The following is a 23,739-nucleotide window of genomic DNA, read 5'->3' on the forward strand; positions in this document are numbered from 1 at the left end:
GTTTTTACCTCTTTAACATTTTTGACCCTTACATTAACTCAAAAATACATGCGCTCTGATATTATTGAACCTCAAACACAAATAAACAAAGACCAAACAGTTGATAATAATATTGGAAACAATAATGGTGATGATTCAAATGATGAAATAAATGATGCTAAATATACTGGAAAATATCCATGGACTAATATAGAAATTAGAAAAATTGATCCAAATAATAATGATGTAGATGTGATTCCAAGCGAAAAAAATACCGAGATAGTAAATATTCCTGATATGAATAATTTTAAAAATATTGAAGATTTAAAAAAATCAGCTAAAAAAAATTATGATAAAAAAAAGAAAACTAAAAATGACGATTTATTCCAGGTATTTCCTGTATTAAGCGGATATGATTTCTATAAGTACATCATTATCTCGAAATCCGGAGCAGAATCTTTGTTTACTGACAAATTTATTGCTGCTGTAATAAAAAAAGTAGTCACAGAAATGAACATAACTCAAGGAGTATTAAAATGAGGTTTTGAAAGAGTTTCTTCATCTATTCTTGATATTAAATTTAGTTGAGTAACACCAAAACCAGAAGAAAGGATATATTCTAAAACATATCATTTTACATTAGATATAGTATAATAATTAAATGAAAATAAAAAAATTAATATATAAGAAATTATCATCATTAACAAAACAAAAATTTGATGATGAATCAGATGTTTATGAAATAGGAATTGATTCATTGGATTTGGTTGAATTAGTAACCGAAGCGGAAGAAGAATTAAATTTAAGTGTTTCAGATGAAGATTTAGAATCTATCAAGAAAGTCAAAGACATATTAAAAGTTTTTAAAGAAGTAAAATAAAATACGTTTAAAACGTATTTTTTTATATAATGTATTAGCAACTACCGTAGGGGTGTAGTTCAGCTGGTAGAACAACGGGCTTCAACCCCGTGTGTCGAGGGTTCGAGTCCTTTCACCCCTGCCATTTTTTTATAAATTTTTGTAGGTTACTATGGCAACAGCGCCTTTGCCGACATGAACACCAACAATAGGAGGAAATGAATAAACATTGATTTTCCTACCGACTATCTTTTCAATATCAAGCTTAATTGAATCAATTTCTTCGTTTCTTGCATTATAAATAAGTCATTCAACATTTTCATCACGGCCATCTTCTTTTAAAAGCGCTTGAGCTGATTTTTTTAAAGTTTTTCTGAAAGATCTTCCTTTACCGTATTTATCTAATTTTCCATCTTTAAGTTCAATGATAGGAATTATTTTGAGCATTCCTGCCATTTTTGCTGCAGCTGGAGAAATACGCCCCCCAGATACTAGTCAATCCATATATTGCGGAACAACAAGGCCATGAAGATTATTACTCATTTTCTCCCCTAGTGCCAAAAGTTCATCAATTTTCGCGCCATTATTAGCGTGTTTTTCTATTTCTTCACAATTTTTCACGATCATGTTTCCAACACCTTTTGACTGAATCACATCAACATTTTTAAAATCCTTTGCAGCCATCGAAATATTACTTGTTTGTGATGAAAGATTTATTGAAATAGCATAAACAATAATATGATCATATTTCTTAACATGATCTTTCAATATTTTTGTAATTATTCCTGGCGACGTACATGCAGTTTTAACTTTCGATTCAGGAGTTATTTTAGAATAAAATGTTTCTGGTTCTATATCTACTCCATCTATGTACTCTTTTCCATCTATAGTAAGGGAAAGTGGCATGAATATTCAACCTCTTTTTTCTACTTGGTCTTTAGTAAGACCACAAGATGAATCAACTATTATTCCTAATTTCATATGCACCTAATTTCACATATATTATATATAATTATTATATTTCATAGATAGCATTTTCAAATAAAATAATTTAAATAACTTTTTATTTATAACATTAGCAAATAATGATTTGTTAAGAACATTTTGAACAAATGGTGATTTGATTGAACTAAGACATGGGAAACAGTTTCTGGGTATAATTTGCTTAACACAAGCAAATATATTACTTTAAATAATTGTGCTCACGCCCGGTGGTGAATCGTAACAACAATTAGGGAGTTAAGCGGGTCCATTATCGATTTCATTTCTTTTGTTGTTTGAAAAATAAAAGAAATAAAGATTAATGAAAAATCCAATAAATTATTTACCTTAAATGTTGAAACAGACAGAAAATTACAAATTGTCAAAAATGCCAATAATGTTGCTGTATGTTTGAATATTGTGGTGACTTATTTAGGTGCAACATTAGCAAACAAAACTACCATCCTTAATTCAAAAATTATGGGAATTATATCCGAAGGGATGTTATGCAGCAATGAAACTTTTGGTCTTAGAAAAAAAGATGAGAAAATCATAACTGATCTAAAAAACGGGACACCATATATATTTTAATAAAGTATAATATTTAAAAGAGGTATAAATGGAACAATTGATAATGACATTAGTAATAGTATCAATAATTGCGGTTTCGTTGTCAATTGTTGCAATTTTTTATATAATTGCAGCTTATAGAAGAAGAACTATTACAATGAAAAAAGTGGACTACTTAGTCGAAGACCTTACATATAAATCAGAGTCTCTTTCATCGACTGTCAAGACTGTTGGTAAGGTTTCTAATTATGTTGATGCTTTTGAAGTTATTTCCAAGAAAAATATGAAATCAGCAGCAAAAATTATCGCAAGAAATAAGGATGATATTTATAAAATAGGAAATAGAATTTTAGAATTGGCAATTGGAAAAGAAAAGAAAAAAGAGGAAGTTGTAAACCAAGACGCTATGGCAGCATCAAACAATGATTCATCTGATTCAATTAAAGTTAAAAAAAGTGTTGATATAAAAAATAGCGTTGCTTTTAAAGCATCAATAAAAAAAGTGAATAAAAAGGATGGTAAATAATGGGAATTAAAACAATAATTTTAATGGGTGTTGCTGCTGTGGCTGGTATCTATTTAACATCAGAAGAAGGCAAGAACGCAAGAAAATCACTTCAAAAAAAGAAGTCTGTTTTACTTCCGGTTGTTAGAGAGTTGTTAAATGAAGTTAATAGTATGTTAGAAGGTTCAAAAGAAATAAAATCTGATGAAATTAGAGCAAATATTGAAAAAATTGTTAGCGAAATTAAATTGTCGCTAATTAATTTAGATCTTGAAAAAGCTTTTGAAACATCCAAAAAAGCTATCAAGGTGGCATCTGCAAAACTTAATGACACATCAAATGTCATTGATAGAGCCAAAAGAAATCAGCAAAAAGCATTGGTAAAGAAATAGAGCACTATGAATATTATTGATGAATTAAAAAATAGAAAAATGTTTGATAACATAACAAATGAAGAAAAATTTAATAAACTTTCATTTGGTGATGGTATTTATATCGGATTTGATCCTACTGCTAAATCACTTCATTTGGGAAATTATATGCAGATAACCATTTTAAAAAAATTTGAAAAAGCCGGTTTTAAGCCGTTTGCCGTTTTAGGTGGAGCGACTGGAATGATTGGGGATCCATCTGGTAAATTAACAGAAAGAAACCTATTAGACAATAGAATTCTCTTGGAGAATAAAAATGCAATAAGAAAACAATTAGAGTATTTTGAATTTAACATAATTGATAACTTGGATTTTTATAAAGATATGTCCGCTCTTCATTTTTTACGTGATGTTGGGAAATTACTAAATATAAATTATATGACCAGCAAGGATAGTGTTAAGTCAAGACTTGCTAATGGCATTTCTTTCACGGAATTTTCTTATCAGTTGATACAAGCTTGGGATTTTAAATGTTTATTTGAACAACATAATGTAAAAATGCAGGTTGGAGGCTCTGATCAATGAGGAAATATCACAAGTGGTGTAGAGGTAATTAGAAAGAGTCATGGAGAAGCTATGAATGCAGTTGGAATAACAACAAAATTATTAACTACTTATACTGGCGAAAAATTTGGAAAATCTGCTGGTAACGCTTTGTTTCTTGACAAAAATATGACATCACCTTTTGAAATATATCAATATTTATTAAATATTTCTGATTCGGATGTAAAACGAATGCTATTATATTTAACTGATTATCCAATTGACAAGGTGGACAATATAGTTAATGAACACAACAAGAATAAGAAGTTAAGGCATGCTCAAAAAGAATTGGCATGTCAAATAATAGTTGATCTTCATGGTGAAGAAGAATTTCAATCTTGTCTTAAAATAACAAATATTTTATTTGGTCAAGCGGATGTTAATGATTTAAAAATTAATAATATGAGTACCATAAAGTCATTGATACCCCACTCTACAGTTGCTAAGAATGCGAAGATTATAGATGTGTTGATATCATCTGGAGCTTCATTATCAAAAAGAGAAGCCAAAGAGTTCATAAATCAAAACGCAGTTGAACTTAATGGCGAAAAAATTATTGATGAAAATATGTTGGTGCAACCTGGAAGCCTATTTAATGGCAAGGCAAGCATCCTTAAGCGTGGCAAAAATAAATTCTTTTTTCTTGAATTTACAAATTAATAAATATGATTTTATGCATAAACATTTACATGCTTGTCATTTTTCTTTTTCTTTTCTTAAAATCAAATAAGCTATTTAGATAGTCATTTACGTGATCGGGCTGTTGTTTCATTGGATTATGTTTGGCTCCAGGGATTAACTTAGTATCCACATTAAAACTATTTTGAAAATACTCTTTATATTGTTTTCTTGGGATAACAAGATCTTTTGCTCCTATCATTGAATATATGGGTTTGTTAACAGATTGAAACTTTTCACTCAAAATATTACGGATATAGTTTTTGTTAATTAAACACTCATTTCTTATTGTTTCAAATCCCTTTGTGAGGGTAATGAAACTAAGGGCAAATTCAGCATCATAACCAAATTTCTTAGCATGAGTTGTGGCCATTTTTCCCATTATTGTCTTGGGTATATTTTTATTTGCCATTGTAATGAGTGAAGAATGAATCCTGGAATTAAGTAAAGATGGTGTTAATGAAGCAACAAAAACATAACCTTTTATTCTCCTAGTGTTTTTAAGAGATACAATTACAGCACCACCAAAGGAATGACCAACTAATATTATTTTAGTTTTTATTTTCTTGATAAATTTATTAAATAAATCTGTAATTTCTTCCATATTCATATCAACATGTTTTGAATATTTATTCCCTGGAATGTTGATTGAAATTATATTAAAATTATTTTCAATATCATATAGTTGATCAAAGGTATCTGATGATGAGTCATAACCATGAATACACAAAAGTGTTATTTTTGAGTTGTTGTCTTTCTCTAAGTATTTTATTCATGTGTTATTTATTTTAATTTGTTTCATGGACAAATTATAAAGAAAAATAGAAAAGCTATTTACTATAATATTCAACAATCAATGATTCCTTTATTTCACTATTTAGTTCATTTCTTTGTGGATCTCTATCAATATTTCCTTTGAATCCATTTCTTGTCATTCAAGACGCTGTTGTTTTTTCTTTTAATGACTCAGTAATTTGAACATTTTTTCTTGATTTTTCTTTTAGCTCAACTATATCATACATATTAACATGCATTGAAGGTATATTAGCTTTTTTGCCATTTAATGTGAAATGATTGTGATTTACTAATTGTCTAGATTGTCTCCTTGTAGAAGCGAATCCTAATCTGTAGACAACATTGTCCAATCTTGATTCTAATAGAATTAAGAAGTTTAGACCAGCAACACCTTTTTGTTTAGTTGCTTTAGCCATTGTTGATTTAAATTGTTTTTCATTCATTCCGTACATGTATCTAAGTTTTTGTTTTTCATGTAAATGTAGTCCATAGTCAGACAACTTAACTCTTCTTTGTCCATGTTGACCAGGTGCGTATTCTCTTTGTTTACCTTTTGCAAACTCTTTTCTAGTTTCTAAAATTGAGAAACCATATCTTCTTGACTTTTTGAATGTTGGTCCAGTATATCTTGCCATCATTTCCTCCTTTTTGCATAGAGGGCATAATTCTATGGTTGGTAATTTATCTCAAATATTTTCAGCATTCAGCAAGCTTACTAGTAATCTTTGCATAGATAAATTAATCAACCAATATTATGCAGCTGTATTTATGCTAATGTATTTTAACATTATTTGAGTATTATTTATATAATAAATACATGAAAAACAATCTTCTAATAATTTTGTTGGTTTTAATTGTAATTACTATTTTAATTATATGTATTTTTATTTTTTTGATTAAAAAAACCCATATCAGCAAATATAAAAGAATTCAAATTCAGAAATTGGGCGAGTCTATTAGCATTAATCCTCTTGATAAGATGAGTGCTACTTTAACTCGAGTGAATACAATATCTCAAAATGATGATAATTTTTCTAAGTTATTTAAAAGATTGACAAAAAAATATGATGAGATAGATGAAAAACTAAAATCAGCAAGAACATTATTATCAGATCTTTCAGTAAATTATAAAAACATTAATAAGAAAGAATTTAACGAAAGTGCTGTAAAGATACGTGAATATACAAAATCAGTTTCATTAATCGAAAATCAATTTGATATTGATTCCAAAAGAATTGTTCAACAAGATGAATTTGTAAGATCAGAGTTTATCCATCTTCAATCAAATTTAAGAAAAATTATTGATGTATATAAAATAAAAAAATTGTTTATGAAGGATATCGTTCCGTACACAGATAAACTCTTAGATAAAACAGAGGATATTCAAAAAGTATTTTCTGATTTTCTTGAAAAAGGTGATGCAACAAAAATTTATGAACAAATTAACATTTTCAAAGAATACATTTTAAAAATAGCCATAATTATTGACAAGGCACCATCTGTTCAAACATACTTATCTAAGACAATTCCTGAAAAAACAAAAGACTTACTTGCTATTTATAAGCATAAAAAATCAGAATTAAAAACCGATTTTAAGAATCTTAATTTTCTTAAATCAGTTGAAGAAATTAAGAATAAATATTTGACTGCTAAAAAAAGATTTACAAATGGTTCTATTAAAAATACTGTTGCATCAATTAAACAAATTTTAAAATCATTAAAAATGATGGAAAGAATGATTAATATTGAGATTCAATCTAGAAATATTTTTATCCAAAATTATAAAATGGTGGTTGATTCCATTAAAGAGTCATTCACTTTATATATTGTGGTTAAATATGATTTAAAAAATATGAGTAAGGATCTACTTGTGCAGGAACTAAAAGAAACGTTTATTGACCTTAAAAATGAATCTAAACAAATTGATGTTAAAAGTTTAGATTTTTTAAATTTAGTAAAAAATATGGATATACCTTTCTCATCTAAATTAGCAAGGATGAAGATCATATTAAAAGAATTAAACATTTTTATTACAAAGATCAACGAAACTTCTTCCTTAATTTGAGAGCATAAAAATAACAACTTAATGATTAAAAACAAATATATAAGGATGGTGAATGCCATCGAAAAATTAGAAGCAGAAATTAAAAATGAAAAAATAATTACATCTGATGATGAAAAAAATAAACTGAATTTTATTGATAACCAACTGATGGAAATATCTAAGTTCATAGATTTTAAAATTATTAATGATAAGCAAACAAGAATAGTTAACATTTTTTTAGAAAGAGGGGCTAATTACTATAAAATTGTGAATGCTAAGAGTATGATGGCAAAACTAATAAAGGATTTAATTTATAAGTTATCTTCAAGAAGATCTATTGATAGTTCGGTTAATATTACTGTTGAAAGTGCTGAAAGAAAATATTTACAAGGTAAATATGCTTCTGCATTAAATATCTTAATTTCAATGATGGAGGAGGAGTAATGTATACAAATATACTATTAAGATTTGGTGAATTGTCAACAAAAGGAAAGAACAAGATGACTTTTGTTAGGCATTTAGAAAAAAACATCAAAGCACTTATTTGTGATGAACCTGATGTTCTTTATGACAGGATGTTTTTGAAGTATTCTGATGACGCCCTGAAAAAACTCAATTATATTTTTGGGCTGCAATCATTTTCTCCCGTTGTTAAAGTTGACACAGATATCACAAAAATAAAAAAATGTATTCTGACGCTAATTAAGCCTTCTAATAAAAAGACATTTAAAGTAATCACTAAAAGACATTGAAAAGGTTTTGGAAAATCATCAATGGACTTCAGTGGTGAAATTGGTGGCTTTATTTTAGAAAATACGGATATGAAGGTAGATGTTAAAAATCCGGAATTAAAAGTTGAAATAGAGATAAGAGATGATTTTTCCTATGTTTTTGTTAAAAGATTTAGTGGACTCGGTGGTTACCCTACAGGCATTAATGGGAAGGTTTTACATATGATGTCTGGCGGAATAGATTCACCAATTGCTGCACTCGAAATGATGAAAAGAGGAATACATGTTGATTTTTTAAATTTCATTACTCCGCCTCACACAGATAAACGAACAGTTGATAAAGTGAATAATATTATTAATCTTTTGATAAAATATCAAGGAAGTGCCATCCTTTATAGATCAACATATACAAATCTTATGTATAAACTAGCAGCTATTTCAAATCCTGCTTATAAGATTACTTTAATGAGAAGATCTTTTTATAGAATCGGAGCAGCCATTGCCTTTAACAAGAATTATCAAGGAATTTCTAACGGAGAAAATTTAGGGCAAGTTGCATCGCAAACACTTGAATCAATGAGTGTTATTCAAGAAGTTATGACAATACCTGTTTACAGACCCATTTTAACTTCCGATAAAATTGAAACAATTAACAAGGCCATTAAAGTGGGAACATATAGTTTATCAATTGGAGAATCTGATGAAACATGTGAGATGTTTGCACCAAAAGCTCCGGTTATAAAACCAGCTTTATCTGTTGCGAAAAAATTAGAATCTGAAATTAGTGATTTAATTGAATTAGAGAATAAAAACATAGAAAATCTTTTGGAAACAAAACACTTCAAGTTGTCATAGTTTTATCTATAATTATATTATGAGTAGAACCCCGTCCTTGCATTTAAATTCTGAATATACATTACTTGATTCATCAGTTAGAATTTCTGATTTGATTTCTTATGCATTAGAAAATAAAATGTCATCGCTTGTTTTAACTGATCATAATGTAATGTATGGAGCATTCGAATTTTATACAGAGTGTAAGAAAAACGATATTCACCCAGTTATAGGTTTAGAGCTAGATGTAGAGGATTTTAGATTAGTTTTACTAGCTAAAAATTATAATGGATATAAGGAATTGCTGAGGCTATCATCCAAAAAAATGAACAAACAAGAAATTTTTGTTAAGGAAATTGAATTTTATAATCTATTTATAATTGATCACCCTGATTACGGATATTTTAAAAAAACAGGCAGAGAATTAGAAATTAATGATTATTTTATTGGGACCACAACAGACAAACTTCCTAATTCTGTTTTTATGCAATCCACAAAATATATTAATAAAACAGGTGCAAGAAAACTTGGTCTTTTAAATGCTATTAAAGATTCCCTAGACATTCAATCTGTTTCGGGTGATTATAATTTATTAAAAATGCCAGAAAGTGACATTAGAGTACAGCAAGCAGCATTAATAATTAAAAATTGTGTTTTGGAATTTCCTATGAATCCAAACCCCTTTCCTTCATTTAAAGTAGAAGGTAATATCACAAAGGAGAAATTTTTAAGCAACATTATTGAAGAGTCAGCAAAACTGCATTTAGGTAGCAAGGAAAATAAAGAAACATATCTCAAAAGAATAGAAATGGAATATAAAGTTATCTGTGAATTAGGATTTGTAGATTATTTCTTAATTATCTGAGACTTAGTGAGGTGAGCTAAATCTCAAAATATTTCAATTGGTCCAGGCAGGGGTTCTGCAGCAGGATCGCTTGTTGTTTATTTGCTGGGGGTTACTGAGGTAGACCCGATTCAATATAATTTAATTTTTGAAAGATTCCTTAATGTTGATCGTGTGTCGTTACCTGATATTGACATTGATATCCAAGATAATAAAAGAGAAGAAGTGGTTAATTATTTATTTGAAAAATATGGAAAAGATAGTGTTTCATTAATTTCAACATTTTCTGTCATTGGCGCTAAAACTGCATTAAGAGATATTGGTAGAATTTACAAACTTCCAACGAGGGATGTTAATGCGCTATCTAAGTTAGTTGGAGCAAATAAAACCTTAGATTTAGCTTATAGCAATTCAAGTAGATTTAAAGCTGCCATTGAAAAAAATGAAACATTCAGAAATATTTTTTATGATGCCAAATTAATAGAGGGCTCAATCAGACAAAGAGGAACACACGCTGCTGGGGTTATTGTTTCTAATGGCAAAATTGAAGAAAAAGTACCAACAGTTTTAAATGCCGAGGGACATAATCAAGCTCAATTTACAATGAATCAATTGGAAGCTAATGGACTCATAAAATTTGATTTATTAGGGTTAAGAAATTTAACAATTATTAATGAAATAAAACATCAAATATTTCAAAAGGTTAAAAAAAATGTTAATCTGCTTAAAATTCCTTTGAATGATAAAAAAACAAATAAATTATTATCATCTGGCAACACTGACGGCATTTTTCAATTAGAATCATATGGAATGAAAAAAACTTTAAAAGAAGTTAATGTTTCTTCTTTCAATGATATTGTTGCTATTATTTCGTTATTTAGACCTGGCCCAATGGAGTATATTCCTCTTTATAAAGATTTAAAAGATGGTCGGAGAAAAATCCAAAAGATTTCCCCGGAATATGATGCAATTCTTAAGTCAACATATGGAATTATCATCTATCAAGAGCAAATTATGGAAATAGCTAAAGTTGTTTCAAATATGACAAGAGGTGAAGCAGACATTTTGCGAAGAGCTATTAGTAAAAAGAAAATTAGTGTTATTGATTCCCTTAAAACAAAATTTATAGATGGTGCAATAAAAAATGGGTATGATAATGAGAAGGCTAAGAAAATATATTTAATGATTGAAAAATTTTCTAATTATGGATTCAATAAATCTCACGCTGTTGCATATGGAATACTAGCATATCGGATGGCTTATCTAAAAGCATGGTTTCCTGAATCCTTTTATATCTCTTTAATTAAGATAAGTACTGGATCAAGTGAGCAAATAAGCAAGTATATAAATGGCGCAAGAGCTAAAGGAATTGTCATTGTTGCACCTTCAATTAACGATTCAAAGATCGATGCTTACTCCGAAAATAATAAAATTATTTTGCCACTAAATTTAATAAAAGGATTTGGAAAATCTAAAAATAATGCATTGATCGAAGAACGGAATACAAATGGACAATTTACAGATTTTTTTGATTTTGTTTCTAGATTAAAAATAAAAGGAATTGGCGAAGAACAATTATCTTCACTTATTGCAGCCGGAGCATTAAGAGAATTTGGGAATTTCCAAACTTTAATTGATGGATTGCCTTCAGCTCTCAGATATTCATCTATGATTACAACAGAAAAAAATGGTATTAAATATATTGACAGTAACATTCTCCCACAACCACTACTCGTTGAAGTAGATAACAATATAAGTGTGGATATTAAAAACGAAATTAAATATTTTGGGTTCCAGTTTTCCAAATTTATTACAAGTGATAAAGAGTTCAGTAATAAATTGATAAATTTAGAATTAAATAAAACTGCAGAAGTTGTTGTTTTATATGAAAAAAAGAGAGCTTTCAAAGATTCTAATGATAAGGATATGGCTTGAATAACCTTATCTGATTCATCTTCTTGTATTGAGGTTAAAGCATTTAATGATGTTTATAAATTCATCGAAAATCAATCAACCAATGTCATTGTTACTGCCCTTATTAAGAAAAATGAATATAATAATAAAGAGAACTTTATATTAGTGAAACCATGAAAGGTCATAAATGAATAAAATAATGTTAATTGATGGTAACTCCTTGATGTATCGAGCGTATTTTGGTTCAGCTTATGGGCCGGCTGGTATTTTAACAAATTCTAAAGGGTTCCCAGTTAATGCTATATCAGTTTTTAATCGTATGATTAGCAAATTGTTAAGAAATTATGACCCTTCACATTTGTTTATCGCTTTTGATTCGGGAAAAAAAACTTTTAGACATGATAAATTAGAGTCATATAAAGGTGGAAGAAAAAGCACTCCTCATGAATTAATAAAACAATTCCCCGTTGTTAAAGAGATGCTCAATATAATGAATATTAAGCATTTTGAAATGGATCAAATAGAAGCGGACGATATTATCGGAACATTATCAGTAAAACTACCAGATAACGATAGTATCCTTGTTGTTTCATCTGATCGTGATTTGTATCAGCTTGTCAAGGAAAATGTAAAAGTTATTTTACCGCAAAACGGGGTAAAAGAGGACATTGTCCTGGATATGGATAATTTTGAATGTATTAATGGGTATCTTCCAAACCAAGTTATCCATATGAAAGCTATTGTGGGGGATGCTTCTGATAATTTATCGGGTGTTAAAGGCATCGGTGAGAAAGGTGCTTTAAAACTGATTAACAAGTATAAAACAATTGAATCTGTTTATGAGCATATCGACGATTTTACGCAGGGTATTAAGGATAAGTTAATTGCATCAAAAGAAAACTCGTTTTTATGCAAGGAGTTAGCAACACTTGTATTTGATGTTGACGTGCCTTTTGTGTTGGATGATTTAATGTTTGAAGAAAAATCTAGTCTATCATTGGTTAATTTTTTTAATGATTTGGAAATAAAATCATTAGTTTCTAAATATGAGAAAATGCTTCCCACTAATATGGAAGATAATTTTGAAAAGCTCATATTTTAGTCTATAAATTAGTGTGCTAAATTAGCAAAAAATAACAACCACTTAATTGCATTTTTTTATTGATGTTGATAACTTGTTATATTATGAATTAGACCCATTATCAATGGGTTTTATTATAAAAAAATGTTGATTAGTATATGAGAAAATATAGAAAAAATAACTAAAAAAATCTTTTTTAAAATATATTGATTTATTAAGAATAAAATTATTTTGTGCACATTGTAAAAAAGGAGTGATTATGAAGTTTTCTACAGAGTTAAAAACAAATATGGATGACAATAACCTTATAATTCTAAGAAATTTATATTCCCCCGTTATAGGCATCCATGCCGTTAGTTTATATCAATTATTGATTGATTACAACAATTTCTCTCAAAATGGCATATCTTTTTTTTCGTTTAAAGATATCCAAAACACATTGGGAATCAATGAAGTTGAAGTTGTTCAAGCAAGAAGAAAGCTTGAAGCAGTAGGGCTTATCAGAACATATGAAAAAGCAGATAACAAACATCAAATAATAACAATCAATAGCCCTATATCTGTTGCTAATTTTAAGAAAAATAAATTATTGTTTAATAATTGCATTAAAGTGATAGGTGATGAGTCATTTGAAAGGGTCCAGTACCTTATGAAAAATAGAATTCTTAATAAAGAGGAGTTTTATGAGGTTTCAGTTAAGTTTCAAGATTTATTTGAAATAGATGATATTGAAAAGAAAAAACAACTAATAACTGACGAAATGATTTCTCCTACAATTGAATCAGTGAGTGATGCAATAATAGGTTTACCCCCATCACAATTTGCTTATTTTTTAACAAAACGAAAATCTCCTCACTCGTTGGTTGCAAACATTTTGCATATGCAAAATATCGGATTATCAGAATCGTCTATTAATGAAATCATAAATTATTCATTCAATGTTAATGGCAAAATAGTGGCTAATCATATTTTAGTGATAGCAAATGACTTATTTAAAAAGGATAAAATTACTCATCAGGAAATAAAAGATGAGTTATTAGCGGCTATTCATTCAAAAATAACAGCTAATTCTGATGAGGATAAACAAATTACTGAATCAAGTGGTGAAATATTAGAATGAGATGATCTGTTTGATTCGTTGGGTGAACTATAATGAATATTTCAAATAAAAAAATGGATTATGAAAAAATTATTAAAGAATTATTGCAAGATGATCGCATCATGAAAGAAGTTTCTAAAAACGGATTAACCAAAGAGCAGATTATTGAAGCTATTCCTATTTTAATTGATATGAAAAATCAAGATAAAAATGATGATTATGTTACAACTTTTTATATTTCTAAAACCGGAAAAGTAATGCGTCAAGAGGTGCTTTCAGCAGCAGGAGAAAATAATTTATTCATACAAAATATAATTACCTTTGGGATTAATGCATTTGACTATTCTGATAATGAATTTTTTAAGGAGGATTCTAGGAAAGAATTGGTTAACAAATTTTTGCCATTTTTAAATGCTGATAATACATATAAAAAAGGTCTTTATATATATGGTAATATGGGCATTGGGAAAACATTTATTGCTAAAAAGTTTCTCATTAAGTTAGCAAAAATGGGCAAGAAAGTTGGGATGGTTAATCTTTCGGAGCTTTCCACAAAAATTAAGTCTACTTTTAGTGGACCAGAAACTTATGGAGTGATTGTAAATGATCTCAAGAATGTTGAATATTTATTTATTGACGACATAGGGGCCGAATCAATTTCTTCTTGATTTAGAGATGAGATACTTTTTAACATTTTAAATTATAGAATGGAGAGACATAATACAACCTTTTTTACATCTAATTATTCAATAAAAAACTTGGAACAAATTGAGGCTAAAACAGCAAATTCAAAATATAGAGATTATGATAAATCTAAGAGATTAATTGAGCGAATCAAGGCCCTTTGTACCGAAATTCATTTAACTGGCAAAAACCTTAGATAAATATTTATTAATATATATAAAATGTATATAATAGAAAAGCAGACGAAACTGCGCGCAAAAATTACACACAAAAGCGAAAGGAAAAAATGAAAAAAATCGCAATCAACGGATTTGGAAGAATTGGTAGATTAGTTTTTAGACAATTAATCGAAGATAAGAACTTAAAAATTGTCGCTATTAATGATCTAACAGATACTAAAACATTAGCTCATCTATTAAAGTATGATACATCACAAGGCAGATTCAATGGCACTGTTGAATATACAGCAGATTCACTAGTTGTTAATGGAGTAGCAATTAAAGTTATTGCTGAAAGAGATGCAACCATGTTGCCTTGAAAAGCTCTTGAAGTTGAAGCTGTTGTTGAGGCAACAGGAATATATAAAACTAAGAATGATGCAAGTAAACATCTACAAGCAGGAGCTAAAAAAGTTGTTATTTCAGCACCTTCAAGTAGTGCTGATATTAAAACAATTGTTTTCTCGGTTAACGAGGGCACATTAACTGCCGATGATCAAATTATTTCTGCTGCATCATGTACAACAAATGCTTTAGCACTAGTTGCGAATGTATTAGAAAATATATTTGGAATTGAAAAAGGATTTATGACTGTAGTTCATGCTTACACTGGAGACCAAAAAATTCAAGATGCACCTCATAGAGACTTAAGAAGAACAAGAGCTGGTGCTCAAAATATTATTCCTACTACTACAGGCGCAGCTGTTGCTATTGGGAAGGTTTTGCCTGAATTAGTTGGAAAACTTAGTGCTATTGCAATTAGAGTTCCGGTAATAACTGGATCAATAGTTGACTTAACTGTGGAATTAAAAGATAAAAATGCTAGTGTAAAAACAATTAATGAAGCAATGAAAAGCGCTGCTTCTTCATCATTTGAATATGAAGTTGATCCGATTGTATCTTCTGATATTGTTGGCAATACACATGGCTCAATCTTTGATTCACTAATGACAAATGAAATTACAGTTGATGGTAAGAAACTTTTTAAAGTTGTAACTTGATTTGATAATGAAAGTTCATATGTATCTCAATATGTAAGAACTTTCAAACATTTTATTAACCTATAGTGAATATAATTATCGCTTGATAAAAACACTTTATTTAAAGTGTTTTTCTTTATAATTTTTTTATGTGAACATTTATCAAATCATCAACCAATAACAAAAATTTCCTAATGGGTCACTCCAAGGAAATCTGTTTTATTGGTCGCTCCAATGTTGGTAAATCTTCGCTCATTAATGCAATTGTGAAACAAAAAGCATTAGCAAGAACATCCAACACACCAGGAAGAACGCAACTAATTAATTTTTTTCAAGAAGAAAATAAAACCATTGTCGATCTACCTGGATACGGATTTGCTAAGATGCCTATAAAGGTTAAAAATGAAATGAATATTATGATTCAGAATTATTTTGAAACACGAAAAGAGCTGGTTCATATTTTTATTTTAATTGATGCAAAAGTAGGTCCTACAAATGATGATCATGGTATGATTGAATATCTCAAATCCATTAGCAAAGATTTTAGCATTGTTTTGACAAAGCATGACAAACCAAATCAGAAGGAATTTTTTAAAACCTCAAAGAAATTAAAAATGATTACCAAGAACTTTATTGCTGTTTCATCAAAAACTGGAAAAAATATTGGAAAACTTAGACAAGATATTATTAACATGTTCTAAAAGTATATATGATTAGTTTGTTAAATAATGATTAGATTGATTTTAAAGGAGACATATGGATTTTATTACGGATAACCAATTTGATTGATTACCACCAATTATTTTAGTGGTTTTATTGTTAATTGGTGGATTAGTTGGATGATTTCTTGGTTGAAAATCATCACTATATTTTTTAATTTGGAATATATTGGGATTAGTTACAGGAGTTCTAATTGTTTATTATTTATATGATATTTTTATTAATAAAACTAATTTTGAAATAATTATTATTAACATTAAAAAAATATTAACTGAAAACAAATTCATTACTAAGTCAATTATTGGTGCCATAATCACACTGGTTTCACTTATTGTATTTAATTTATTTGCTTTTATATTTTATTGAGTGTTTAGAAGTACATTAAAAAGATCTCTTAAAGATGCAAAAAAAGCAAAAAAATCTATACTTTTAACAAGAACATTAGGGTCGACAATTGGTGTTATCTCAACTATTCCTGCATCATTATTTGCAACAACCTTATCAACCACAATGTCCGGTCTGAATAAATTCACTCATTCTACATCAAAAATGGTTGATTTCATTACAATTGGACAATTTAAAAATTTAGACGAAAATATTAAACATGTTATTTATTTAGTTGATGCAACATTAAAATTCAATGATTTTAAATCAGAATTCTCAGAAATATTTAAGAATATTGAAGTAAAACCAATGAATAACGAATGAATTAGTAAATTAAATATTCCTGAAAACATTGAAACAATTAAAAAAATATTAAATTCTCCTATTTTAGCTAATTCCTTTGAGACTCTACTTGGCGATACATTGAAGATAGATAAAACTAAAATAGATTTTTCTTTAAATCCGAAAAAAGTCTACAATGGCGCACCTTTAGTAACTAATACAATCCAAAAAGGAAAATTAATTACACAAATTGAAATTTACTTTAAAAATAATGCTTCATCAATGGCATCTTGAGAAAATATTAATGCATATTTAATGAAAATTGGATTATTTTAATAATGATAAAATGTGCTATTATAGGTTTTTTTGTATATAATAAATTAGAGCTTATGCTCCTGCCATTTAGGCCAAATGACCAGAGGAGGCGAAATGCCCAATTATGAAATTATGCTAATTATCGACCCTAAAGACGATATTAAAAATGTAGAACAATTAGCAAAAGATACATTCTCAAATGATATAAAGAAGTTTGAGAAATTAGATAGAACAGAACTTGCTTACTCAATAAACAACTCAAAAACAGGTACTTATATTCTTATGGATGTGAATACTAGTGGAGAAAATATTAAGGAATTTACAAGGAAAGTTAATTTAATAAAAAATGTTTGAAGGCAGCTTACAATTAACATTGATGAAGAAAAAGCAAATAAAATTGCTAAGCCAAGAAAAGTATTTAAAAAAGTTGGTGATTTTTCATCTAACAAAGGTTCTAATTATAGAAGAGATGCAAGTTACAGAAGCAGACAAGCACTTAGAAACAATCTAGTAGTTGAAATAGGAAAAACAGAAAAAGGTATTAATGAATAAAATACTTTTAGTAGGAAGGTTTGTTAGAAATCCAGAAACAAATTTAACAAGTTCCAATATTAAGTACACTAGATTCACAGTAGCAGTAACAAGGCCATTTGGTGAAAATCAAGCAGATTTTATACCGATCGTTGCTTGAAGATCACAGGCAGATTTTGTAGATAAATACATGGTAAAAGGATCATTAGTTTCTGTTGAGGGAAGATTTACATCTAATACTTACAAAAACAATGAAAATATGAATGTAACAAGATATGAAGTAACTGCTGACAGGATTGAGGGTCTTGAATCAAAAGAACAACAAAAAGCAAGAATAGGGAGATCAGATAAAGTTACTGAATTTAAGACTAGCGATGAAAAATTTACTGAACAAATCCCTTCAGCAACAGACACTAAAGTAATGAATTTTGAAAAAGAATCTAATGTAGAAAAGAGAGAGGAAAATGAAGTTCCATGAGAACTTGATTTATAGAAAACAATAATGGAAAATTTTAAAAAAAGCAAAAAAGTGATTAAAAGGAAAAAATGAAATCCGTTTTTACCTAAGGAAGTAAGATATGTTGACTACAAGAATGTTGAATTATTAGAGAAATTTATTAACTCTCATGGTAAAATACTTGCGGCCCATGTTACAGGTTTATCTGCTGCTCAACAAAGAAATATGGCTAGAGCAATCAAGAGGGCAAGAATGATGTCGTTATTACCATTTACAAAAGAAAGAATAAGAAGATAGTATATAATGTTATTTTTTTTATATAATGTAATGTATGAGAAACAAAAATCTAAATGCATTGATTGTGTTCGTCGTGTTTCAGGCATCCGGTCTGATAACTCTTGTAGTATTATCCAACATGTATTTAACAGCCAACAAAGCTATATTATTTATTTCATTAATATCTATTTTAGTATTTGCAAATTTTATAGTTTTTGCTTTCGCCTTCATTTTTGTTAATAAAAGAAGAGAAAAAATCAAAAAGTCCTTTGATTATTATATTGACTATATGGTTGCATCTGTTGGTGTTGGTCTTATTTCATATAATGGTGAAGGTGACATTATATGAACATCAAAGTTCATTGATCAAAGAATTGATAGACAATTAGTTGGTAAAAAACTTATTAATCTTTCTGAATCATTTAAAAAAGAGTATGAACATGGTAGACAAGAATTTCAGTTTATGATTGATGAAACTAAATACGAAGTGCAGATAAACTTAGCTCATAAATCAATTGTTTTAAAAGATGTTACAAATGAATCTGTCTTATTAGAACAGTACACTACTGAAAAATTAGTTATTGGTGAATTGGAAATAGACAATTTTCAAGAATATCAATTAATTTTGCCTCCCGAGGAATTATTTAGAATAGAATCTGCAGTTATTAATATGCTTGATGACTTGTCTGAAAAATACCTTCTTTCATACCGCCAATATGTTAAAGGTAAGTTTTTAATTACCACAAACAATAAAACCCTTTCAGAATTTGAAAAAGGTAGATTTAATTTTTTAGATGTTTTGCGAAACGTAAATGTTATTGACGGTATAAAACTATCAGTATCAATTGGATTTGGTACTAAGGCATCAAATGCAAAAAGATTAGCTTCACTTGCAAAAGATGGTTTATTGCAAGCCCAATCAAGGGGGGGAGACCAAGTGGGATGTGTCGCAGATGATAGTGCAAAACCAATATTCTATGGTTCTAAATCAGAGATAGCAAAATCAATCTCCCGTATTAAAATAAAACAAGTTGCAACCTTGTTTGAAAAAAGTATTTCAGATAAAAAAATTATGGATGTTGTAATATTTGGTCATGATTTTGCTGATCTTGATGCAATTGGAGCTGCTCTTGGCATTGCAGCCATTGCAAAAACATACAAAAAAAATATTTATATACAAAATGTTAATATAGACGGAACAACAATAAATGCAATGAAAGATAGTTTATCTGATGTTCAAAATAAATACTTTGTTAAACCATCAAGAGTTAAAAAAATAGTTGGATTAAAAACAACTATTGTTGTTATGGTTGATATTAGTGATGCAGCCAGAACTGAGTCACCCGAATTTATTGATAATGTAATTGATTCAAACTTTTTTGTTTTTGACCATCACAGAATCGGTAAATTACATGAAAAGATACTGCCGTCTAATTCTTACATTACAACGAATGCTTCTTCAGCCTCTGAAATAGTTGTTGAATTAATTCAATTTATGAAAAGATCAATATTATTACCCAAGCAATCTGCACAAATGATGCTTAGCGGTATATTTCTTGATACAATGCAATTTCAAAAATCAACATCATCAAGAACATTTGAAGCATCAGCTTTCTTGGAAAATATTGGAGCTCAGTCATCGATATCCAATGAAGTCTTAAAACTTTCAGAAGTCAATTCTAATATAATACGTTCTATACTTACAAACACAATAGAAGTAAAACCGGGATATTTTTTGGCGTCATATGCTGGAGAAGTGCCAGTTGATGTTATTTCCAAAGCAGCCGATGAAATCTTAAGAACGTCAGGTAGAAAAGCTGCATTTGTTGTGGGGAAAGTTCCTGGAAAAAAAGAGTTCAAGTTATCGGCAAGGAGCCTTGAAACAAATGTTCAGATTATCGCTGAATTAGTGGGTGGTGGTGGACATTTTAGCGCTGCAGCTGCAGTATCTAAAGAACCATTAAATATTTTTACAGATAATGTTATTCAAGCAATAGTTGGTTCAGTAGAAGGAGAAAAATAATGAAGGTAATTATTATTAAAGATTGTAAAGACGGATCAGTCAATGATGTTATTGATGTGTCAGATGGATATGGGAAAAATTTTCTTATCAATAAAGGATTTGCTATTGCGATAAATAATGCAAGTAAGCACAAGCTCGAAAGTAAAATTCATGAAAAAGAGTTAGATCGAGAATCTAAAAGAAAAAATACTTTAATAGTAAAAAATACAATTGATAATATGCATTTGAGTTTTACTTTAAAGGCAACTGGCGATGTTATTCATGGTTCAGTAACCAGGAAACAAATAATTAAAAAACTGAAAGACAAAAAAATTTATATTAATCCAGTGAATATTGAAAATAAGAAAATTCATGCTCTTGGAATATCATATATTTCCGTAAAATTATTTGATGGCATAAATGCAAAATTAAAAGTAGAGGTGGAGAAAGATGGATAATCATAAAGTACTAGAAATAGAAAGAGCATTGTTAGGACTTTTATTGATTGACAACAGGTCTGTTAATAATACAATGAATTATCTTGAACCAAGTGATTTCTTTGATCAAAATAATAAGGCTGTATACGAAGCCATCTTAGATGTCAAAAATAAAGGAATGAAAATTGAGGTTGCGACAATCCTTTCTTCTTTAAAACAAAAAAAAGCGCTTGATAAAATAGGTGGAGCTAATTACATTTCTTCACTAATGAATGATGCTGGATTGCATGCAAATCTTTCAAAATTTATTAAAGAGATTACCGACAAGGCTCAATTAAGAAAAGTTGAATCCGTTATCAAGGGCTTATCATCCGAGGTTAGTAAATCTAATGCTTCTACTGAAAGTATTTTGGAAAAAGTTGAGCAAGATATTTTTTCTACAACAAGAAAGGTTCAAACACGAGAATTTCAACACACAAATATAATTATCAAGGATGCATTGGATAACTTAGAAAAAAAGGCGGTTCATGAAGGACCAACAGGAATAGCTTCTGATTACGCGTCACTGGATAAGATGACTTCTGGTTTTCAAAATGGTGATCTAATAATTATAGCTGCACGTCCATCAATGGGAAAAACTGCATTTGCTTTAAATCTTGCTGCAAATATAGCAAAGAGAAGTATTGTGGGGTTTTTCTCGCTTGAAATGCCGTCAGAACAACTGATCAATAGATTAATATCCTTTGGAAGTTATATTAACGGAAATAAAATTAGAGAGCCACACTTACTTAACGAAACTGAGTGAAGTAAAATCCATGCGGCTTCTGATCAAATAAAGGAAATGGATTTATATATTGATGATTCCCCTGGTTTAAAATTATCAGAGCTAGTTTGGAAGACCAAAAAACTAGCAGAGACTAAAGGTCTTGATATTATCTTTATTGATTATTTACAATTGTTAACTGTTGCAAGCAGCAGATCCGAAAATAGGCAGGCTGAAGTGTCTGTAATTTCACGAACTTTAAAGAAGCTTGCTAGAGAATTAGAAATTCCCATTATTGCTTTATCTCAACTTTCACGTAAGGTCGAGAGTAGGGAAAATAAACGGCCAATGATGTCAGACATTAGGGAGTCGGGTGCAATAGAGCAAGATGCAGATATTATTACATTTATACATAGACCTGTTTACTATGAAGATGATAAGGGGAAAGGGCAAACATTCCATGATTCAGAAGTGATCATTGCAAAACATAGAAATGGACCTATCGGAAATGTTAAACTTAAATTTAATCCTAAAATAGGATTATTTACTGATACGTTAGATGGTGCTAAATAATGCCAACTGGGTACCTCATTGGAATCATTTTTTTGTTAATCATTTTAATAATATTATCGGCTATCTTTTCAGCAGCTGAAACTGCATATTCATCTGTTAGAGATTTAGAAATTGAAAAGAATTTTTTAAAAAATAAAAAATCTGCTAAATTAATAAAAAAACATCATAAAAGTTTCGGGTGAACACTTGCAACTATTTTAATTTCGAATAACCTGGTAAATATTTTTGCTACATCAGCTGTTACATTTTTTATTTCTCAACTTATATTTTCATCCGGTGCAACAACAATACTCGCAACCGTTGTTATGACTCCATTAATAGTTATTTTTGGTGAAATAATGCCAAAGTTATTTGCAAAAAAGTATCCCTACAAATATCTTACAAAAGTTGTTTATCTTATGGAAATATTAAATTGACTATTTTTACCATTAACTTTTTTCATTAGAAGGTTTACTCTTAAAACAAAATTAACTAATACAGAAAATGATTTAAAACTATATATTGATATAGCTTCTAAAGAAGGTGTCTTAGAAAAGAAAGAGGCAACTTTGGCAACAAATGCTTTAGATCTTGATTCAACAAAAATATCCAATATTTATACACCTATAAAAAATGTTTCGACAATAAATGAGAAGGATTCTAGGAGTCAGGCTCTTGATATTTTTAAAAGGACAGGTCATTCAAGACTCCCGGTTATATCTAATGGGGAGATATCCGGTGTCTTACTACTTAAAAATGTTATATTCAGTGATGAAAAAAATATTGTTAATTTATTTATTTCTGTACCAAAATTATCACATAATTCTGTTGCCACCAAAGCGCTTGAAGAAATGCGCATGAATTCATCACATATGATTTTAATCGAAAACAATAAAAGAAAAATTGTTGGAATTCTAACCCTAGAGGATATTATTGAAGAATTATTTGGTGAAATATATGATGAACATGATAAACAAATATTATTTAATCAAATTTCACTTCATAAATTTATAGCAACTGAAAAGACAATGATATCTGATGTTGAAAAAAATTTAGGTATTGTACTGAATAAAAATGATAATGATTTAACTGTTAAAAAATGAATTTCACAAAAAATCAATCGTAATTTTAAAAAGAACATTGTTTACACATATAAAGGAATTATAAAGTTCAAAATTATCGAGAATAAAAAAAATGGTTCAACAAAAATAGAAGTTACACAAAAATAAAATTTTAATTATTTTTTCTTT

At 28.8% G+C, this 23,739-nt stretch carries 25 protein-coding genes and 1 tRNA gene; 23 read left to right on the forward strand and 3 right to left on the reverse strand.

All coding sequences use genetic code 4. The annotated features are described in order from the left end of the window. The first annotated feature begins 48 nt into the window (after nucleotides 1-48). The 3 genes from O3I44_RS01255 (at nucleotide 49) to O3I44_RS01265 (ending at nucleotide 983) form a co-directional block, all read left to right on the forward strand. Complete coding sequence (locus O3I44_RS01255; RefSeq protein ID WP_303717383.1) at nucleotides 49-633, forward strand: MHO_1590 family protein; 585 nt, start codon at nucleotides 49-51, stop codon at nucleotides 631-633. 7 nt (nucleotides 634-640) lie between these two features. Further along, entirely contained in the window at nucleotides 641-859 is a 219-nt protein-coding gene (locus O3I44_RS01260) for a phosphopantetheine-binding protein (protein WP_303717384.1), read from the forward strand. 48 nt (nucleotides 860-907) lie between these two features. Then, a tRNA-Trp gene (locus tag O3I44_RS01265) sits at nucleotides 908-983 on the forward strand. Nucleotides 984-988: 5 nt separating this feature from the next. Here the strand turns inward: O3I44_RS01265 and O3I44_RS01270 are convergent. Beyond that, nucleotides 989-1,819: a DegV family protein gene (locus tag O3I44_RS01270; protein WP_303717385.1), complete on the reverse strand. Its 831-nt coding sequence runs from the start codon at nucleotides 1,817-1,819 to the stop codon at nucleotides 989-991. Between the two features lie 180 nt (nucleotides 1,820-1,999). Between O3I44_RS01270 and O3I44_RS01275 the strand changes: the two genes are divergently transcribed. The 4 genes from O3I44_RS01275 to tyrS are packed head-to-tail and all read left to right on the forward strand — an operon-like array spanning nucleotide 2,000 to nucleotide 4,528. Then, entirely contained in the window at nucleotides 2,000-2,410 is a 411-nt protein-coding gene (locus tag O3I44_RS01275; RefSeq protein ID WP_303717386.1) for a hypothetical protein, read from the forward strand. A 28-nt stretch (nucleotides 2,411-2,438) separates the two neighbouring features. Further along, entirely contained in the window at nucleotides 2,439-2,915 is a 477-nt protein-coding gene (locus tag O3I44_RS01280; RefSeq protein ID WP_303717387.1) for a hypothetical protein, read from the forward strand. Then, nucleotides 2,915-3,286, forward strand: coding sequence for a hypothetical protein (locus O3I44_RS01285; protein ID WP_303717388.1), 372 nt, complete (start codon nucleotides 2,915-2,917; stop codon nucleotides 3,284-3,286). Before O3I44_RS01280 ends, O3I44_RS01285 begins: the two co-directional genes overlap by 1 nt. 6 nt (nucleotides 3,287-3,292) lie before the next feature. Then, nucleotides 3,293-4,528 carry a tyrosine--tRNA ligase gene (tyrS, locus tag O3I44_RS01290; protein ID WP_303717389.1) on the forward strand — a complete coding sequence of 412 codons (1,236 nt, stop codon included), beginning with the start codon at nucleotides 3,293-3,295 and terminating at the stop codon, nucleotides 4,526-4,528. A 25-nt stretch (nucleotides 4,529-4,553) separates the two neighbouring features. Here tyrS and O3I44_RS01295 read toward each other — a convergent pair whose 3' ends face one another. Then, nucleotides 4,554-5,348 (reverse strand): alpha/beta fold hydrolase, encoded by a 795-nt coding sequence (locus O3I44_RS01295; RefSeq protein ID WP_303717390.1) that lies wholly within the window; start codon nucleotides 5,346-5,348, stop codon nucleotides 4,554-4,556. A gap of 28 nt (nucleotides 5,349-5,376) precedes the next feature. Continuing rightward, the gene (rpsD, locus tag O3I44_RS01300) at nucleotides 5,377-5,976 is read right to left on the reverse strand and encodes a 30S ribosomal protein S4 (protein ID WP_303717391.1); all 600 of its coding nucleotides are present in this window, start codon (nucleotides 5,974-5,976) and stop codon (nucleotides 5,377-5,379) included. A 182-nt stretch (nucleotides 5,977-6,158) separates the two neighbouring features. Here rpsD and O3I44_RS01305 point away from each other — a divergent pair, with 182 nt between their 5' ends. From O3I44_RS01305 to O3I44_RS01380, 16 genes are all read left to right on the forward strand, one after another. Next, nucleotides 6,159-7,829, forward strand: a complete 1,671-nt coding sequence (locus O3I44_RS01305) for a septation ring formation regulator EzrA (RefSeq protein ID WP_303717392.1) — start codon at nucleotides 6,159-6,161, stop codon at nucleotides 7,827-7,829. Then, nucleotides 7,829-8,971 (forward strand): tRNA uracil 4-sulfurtransferase ThiI, encoded by a 1,143-nt coding sequence (gene thiI, locus O3I44_RS01310; protein ID WP_303717393.1) that lies wholly within the window; start codon nucleotides 7,829-7,831, stop codon nucleotides 8,969-8,971. Before O3I44_RS01305 ends, thiI begins: the two co-directional genes overlap by 1 nt. A gap of 19 nt (nucleotides 8,972-8,990) precedes the next feature. Continuing rightward, the gene (dnaE, locus tag O3I44_RS01315; protein WP_303717394.1) at nucleotides 8,991-11,903 is read left to right on the forward strand and encodes a DNA polymerase III subunit alpha; all 2,913 of its coding nucleotides are present in this window, start codon (nucleotides 8,991-8,993) and stop codon (nucleotides 11,901-11,903) included. Continuing rightward, nucleotides 11,896-12,810 (forward strand): 5'-3' exonuclease, encoded by a 915-nt coding sequence (locus O3I44_RS01320; RefSeq protein WP_303717395.1) that lies wholly within the window; start codon nucleotides 11,896-11,898, stop codon nucleotides 12,808-12,810. Before dnaE ends, O3I44_RS01320 begins: the two co-directional genes overlap by 8 nt. 238 nt (nucleotides 12,811-13,048) lie before the next feature. Next, nucleotides 13,049-13,942 (forward strand): replication initiation and membrane attachment family protein, encoded by an 894-nt coding sequence (locus O3I44_RS01325; RefSeq protein WP_303717396.1) that lies wholly within the window; start codon nucleotides 13,049-13,051, stop codon nucleotides 13,940-13,942. Further along, nucleotides 13,942-14,772 carry an ATP-binding protein gene (locus tag O3I44_RS01330; protein ID WP_303717397.1) on the forward strand — a complete coding sequence of 277 codons (831 nt, stop codon included), beginning with the start codon at nucleotides 13,942-13,944 and terminating at the stop codon, nucleotides 14,770-14,772. The genes O3I44_RS01325 and O3I44_RS01330 overlap by 1 nt, the downstream gene beginning before the upstream one ends. An 86-nt stretch (nucleotides 14,773-14,858) precedes the next feature. Then, nucleotides 14,859-15,857 (forward strand): type I glyceraldehyde-3-phosphate dehydrogenase, encoded by a 999-nt coding sequence (gap, locus tag O3I44_RS01335; RefSeq protein WP_303717398.1) that lies wholly within the window; start codon nucleotides 14,859-14,861, stop codon nucleotides 15,855-15,857. 62 nt (nucleotides 15,858-15,919) lie between these two features. Continuing rightward, a complete protein-coding gene (yihA, locus tag O3I44_RS01340; RefSeq protein WP_303717399.1) occupies nucleotides 15,920-16,471 on the forward strand; it encodes a ribosome biogenesis GTP-binding protein YihA/YsxC in 552 nt (183 codons plus the stop codon). Nucleotides 16,472-16,526: 55 nt separating this feature from the next. After that, nucleotides 16,527-17,492, forward strand: coding sequence for a hypothetical protein (locus O3I44_RS01345; RefSeq protein ID WP_303717400.1), 966 nt, complete (start codon nucleotides 16,527-16,529; stop codon nucleotides 17,490-17,492). Nucleotides 17,493-17,585: 93 nt separating this feature from the next. Further along, nucleotides 17,586-18,023 (forward strand): 30S ribosomal protein S6, encoded by a 438-nt coding sequence (gene rpsF, locus O3I44_RS01350; protein ID WP_303717401.1) that lies wholly within the window; start codon nucleotides 17,586-17,588, stop codon nucleotides 18,021-18,023. Next, nucleotides 18,016-18,495 (forward strand): single-stranded DNA-binding protein, encoded by a 480-nt coding sequence (locus O3I44_RS01355; protein ID WP_303717402.1) that lies wholly within the window; start codon nucleotides 18,016-18,018, stop codon nucleotides 18,493-18,495. Before rpsF ends, O3I44_RS01355 begins: the two co-directional genes overlap by 8 nt. Nucleotides 18,496-18,504: 9 nt before the next feature. Next, the gene (gene rpsR, locus O3I44_RS01360; RefSeq protein ID WP_303717403.1) at nucleotides 18,505-18,756 is read left to right on the forward strand and encodes a 30S ribosomal protein S18; all 252 of its coding nucleotides are present in this window, start codon (nucleotides 18,505-18,507) and stop codon (nucleotides 18,754-18,756) included. A gap of 34 nt (nucleotides 18,757-18,790) precedes the next feature. Next, nucleotides 18,791-20,758, forward strand: a complete 1,968-nt coding sequence (locus O3I44_RS01365) for a GGDEF domain-containing protein (RefSeq protein WP_303717404.1) — start codon at nucleotides 18,791-18,793, stop codon at nucleotides 20,756-20,758. After that, a complete protein-coding gene (gene rplI / locus O3I44_RS01370; protein ID WP_303717405.1) occupies nucleotides 20,758-21,195 on the forward strand; it encodes a 50S ribosomal protein L9 in 438 nt (145 codons plus the stop codon). Before O3I44_RS01365 ends, rplI begins: the two co-directional genes overlap by 1 nt. Then, nucleotides 21,188-22,510 (forward strand): replicative DNA helicase, encoded by a 1,323-nt coding sequence (gene dnaB / locus O3I44_RS01375; RefSeq protein WP_303717406.1) that lies wholly within the window; start codon nucleotides 21,188-21,190, stop codon nucleotides 22,508-22,510. Before rplI ends, dnaB begins: the two co-directional genes overlap by 8 nt. After that, nucleotides 22,510-23,718, forward strand: coding sequence for a CNNM domain-containing protein (locus tag O3I44_RS01380; RefSeq protein WP_303717407.1), 1,209 nt, complete (start codon nucleotides 22,510-22,512; stop codon nucleotides 23,716-23,718). The genes dnaB and O3I44_RS01380 overlap by 1 nt, the downstream gene beginning before the upstream one ends. Nucleotides 23,719-23,739 lie beyond the last annotated feature (21 nt).

It is taken from the genome of Candidatus Mycoplasma mahonii, assembly GCF_030550815.1.
GTDB classification, from domain to species: Bacteria; Bacillota_I; Bacilli_A; order Mycoplasmatales; family Metamycoplasmataceae; genus Mycoplasma_O; species Mycoplasma_O mahonii.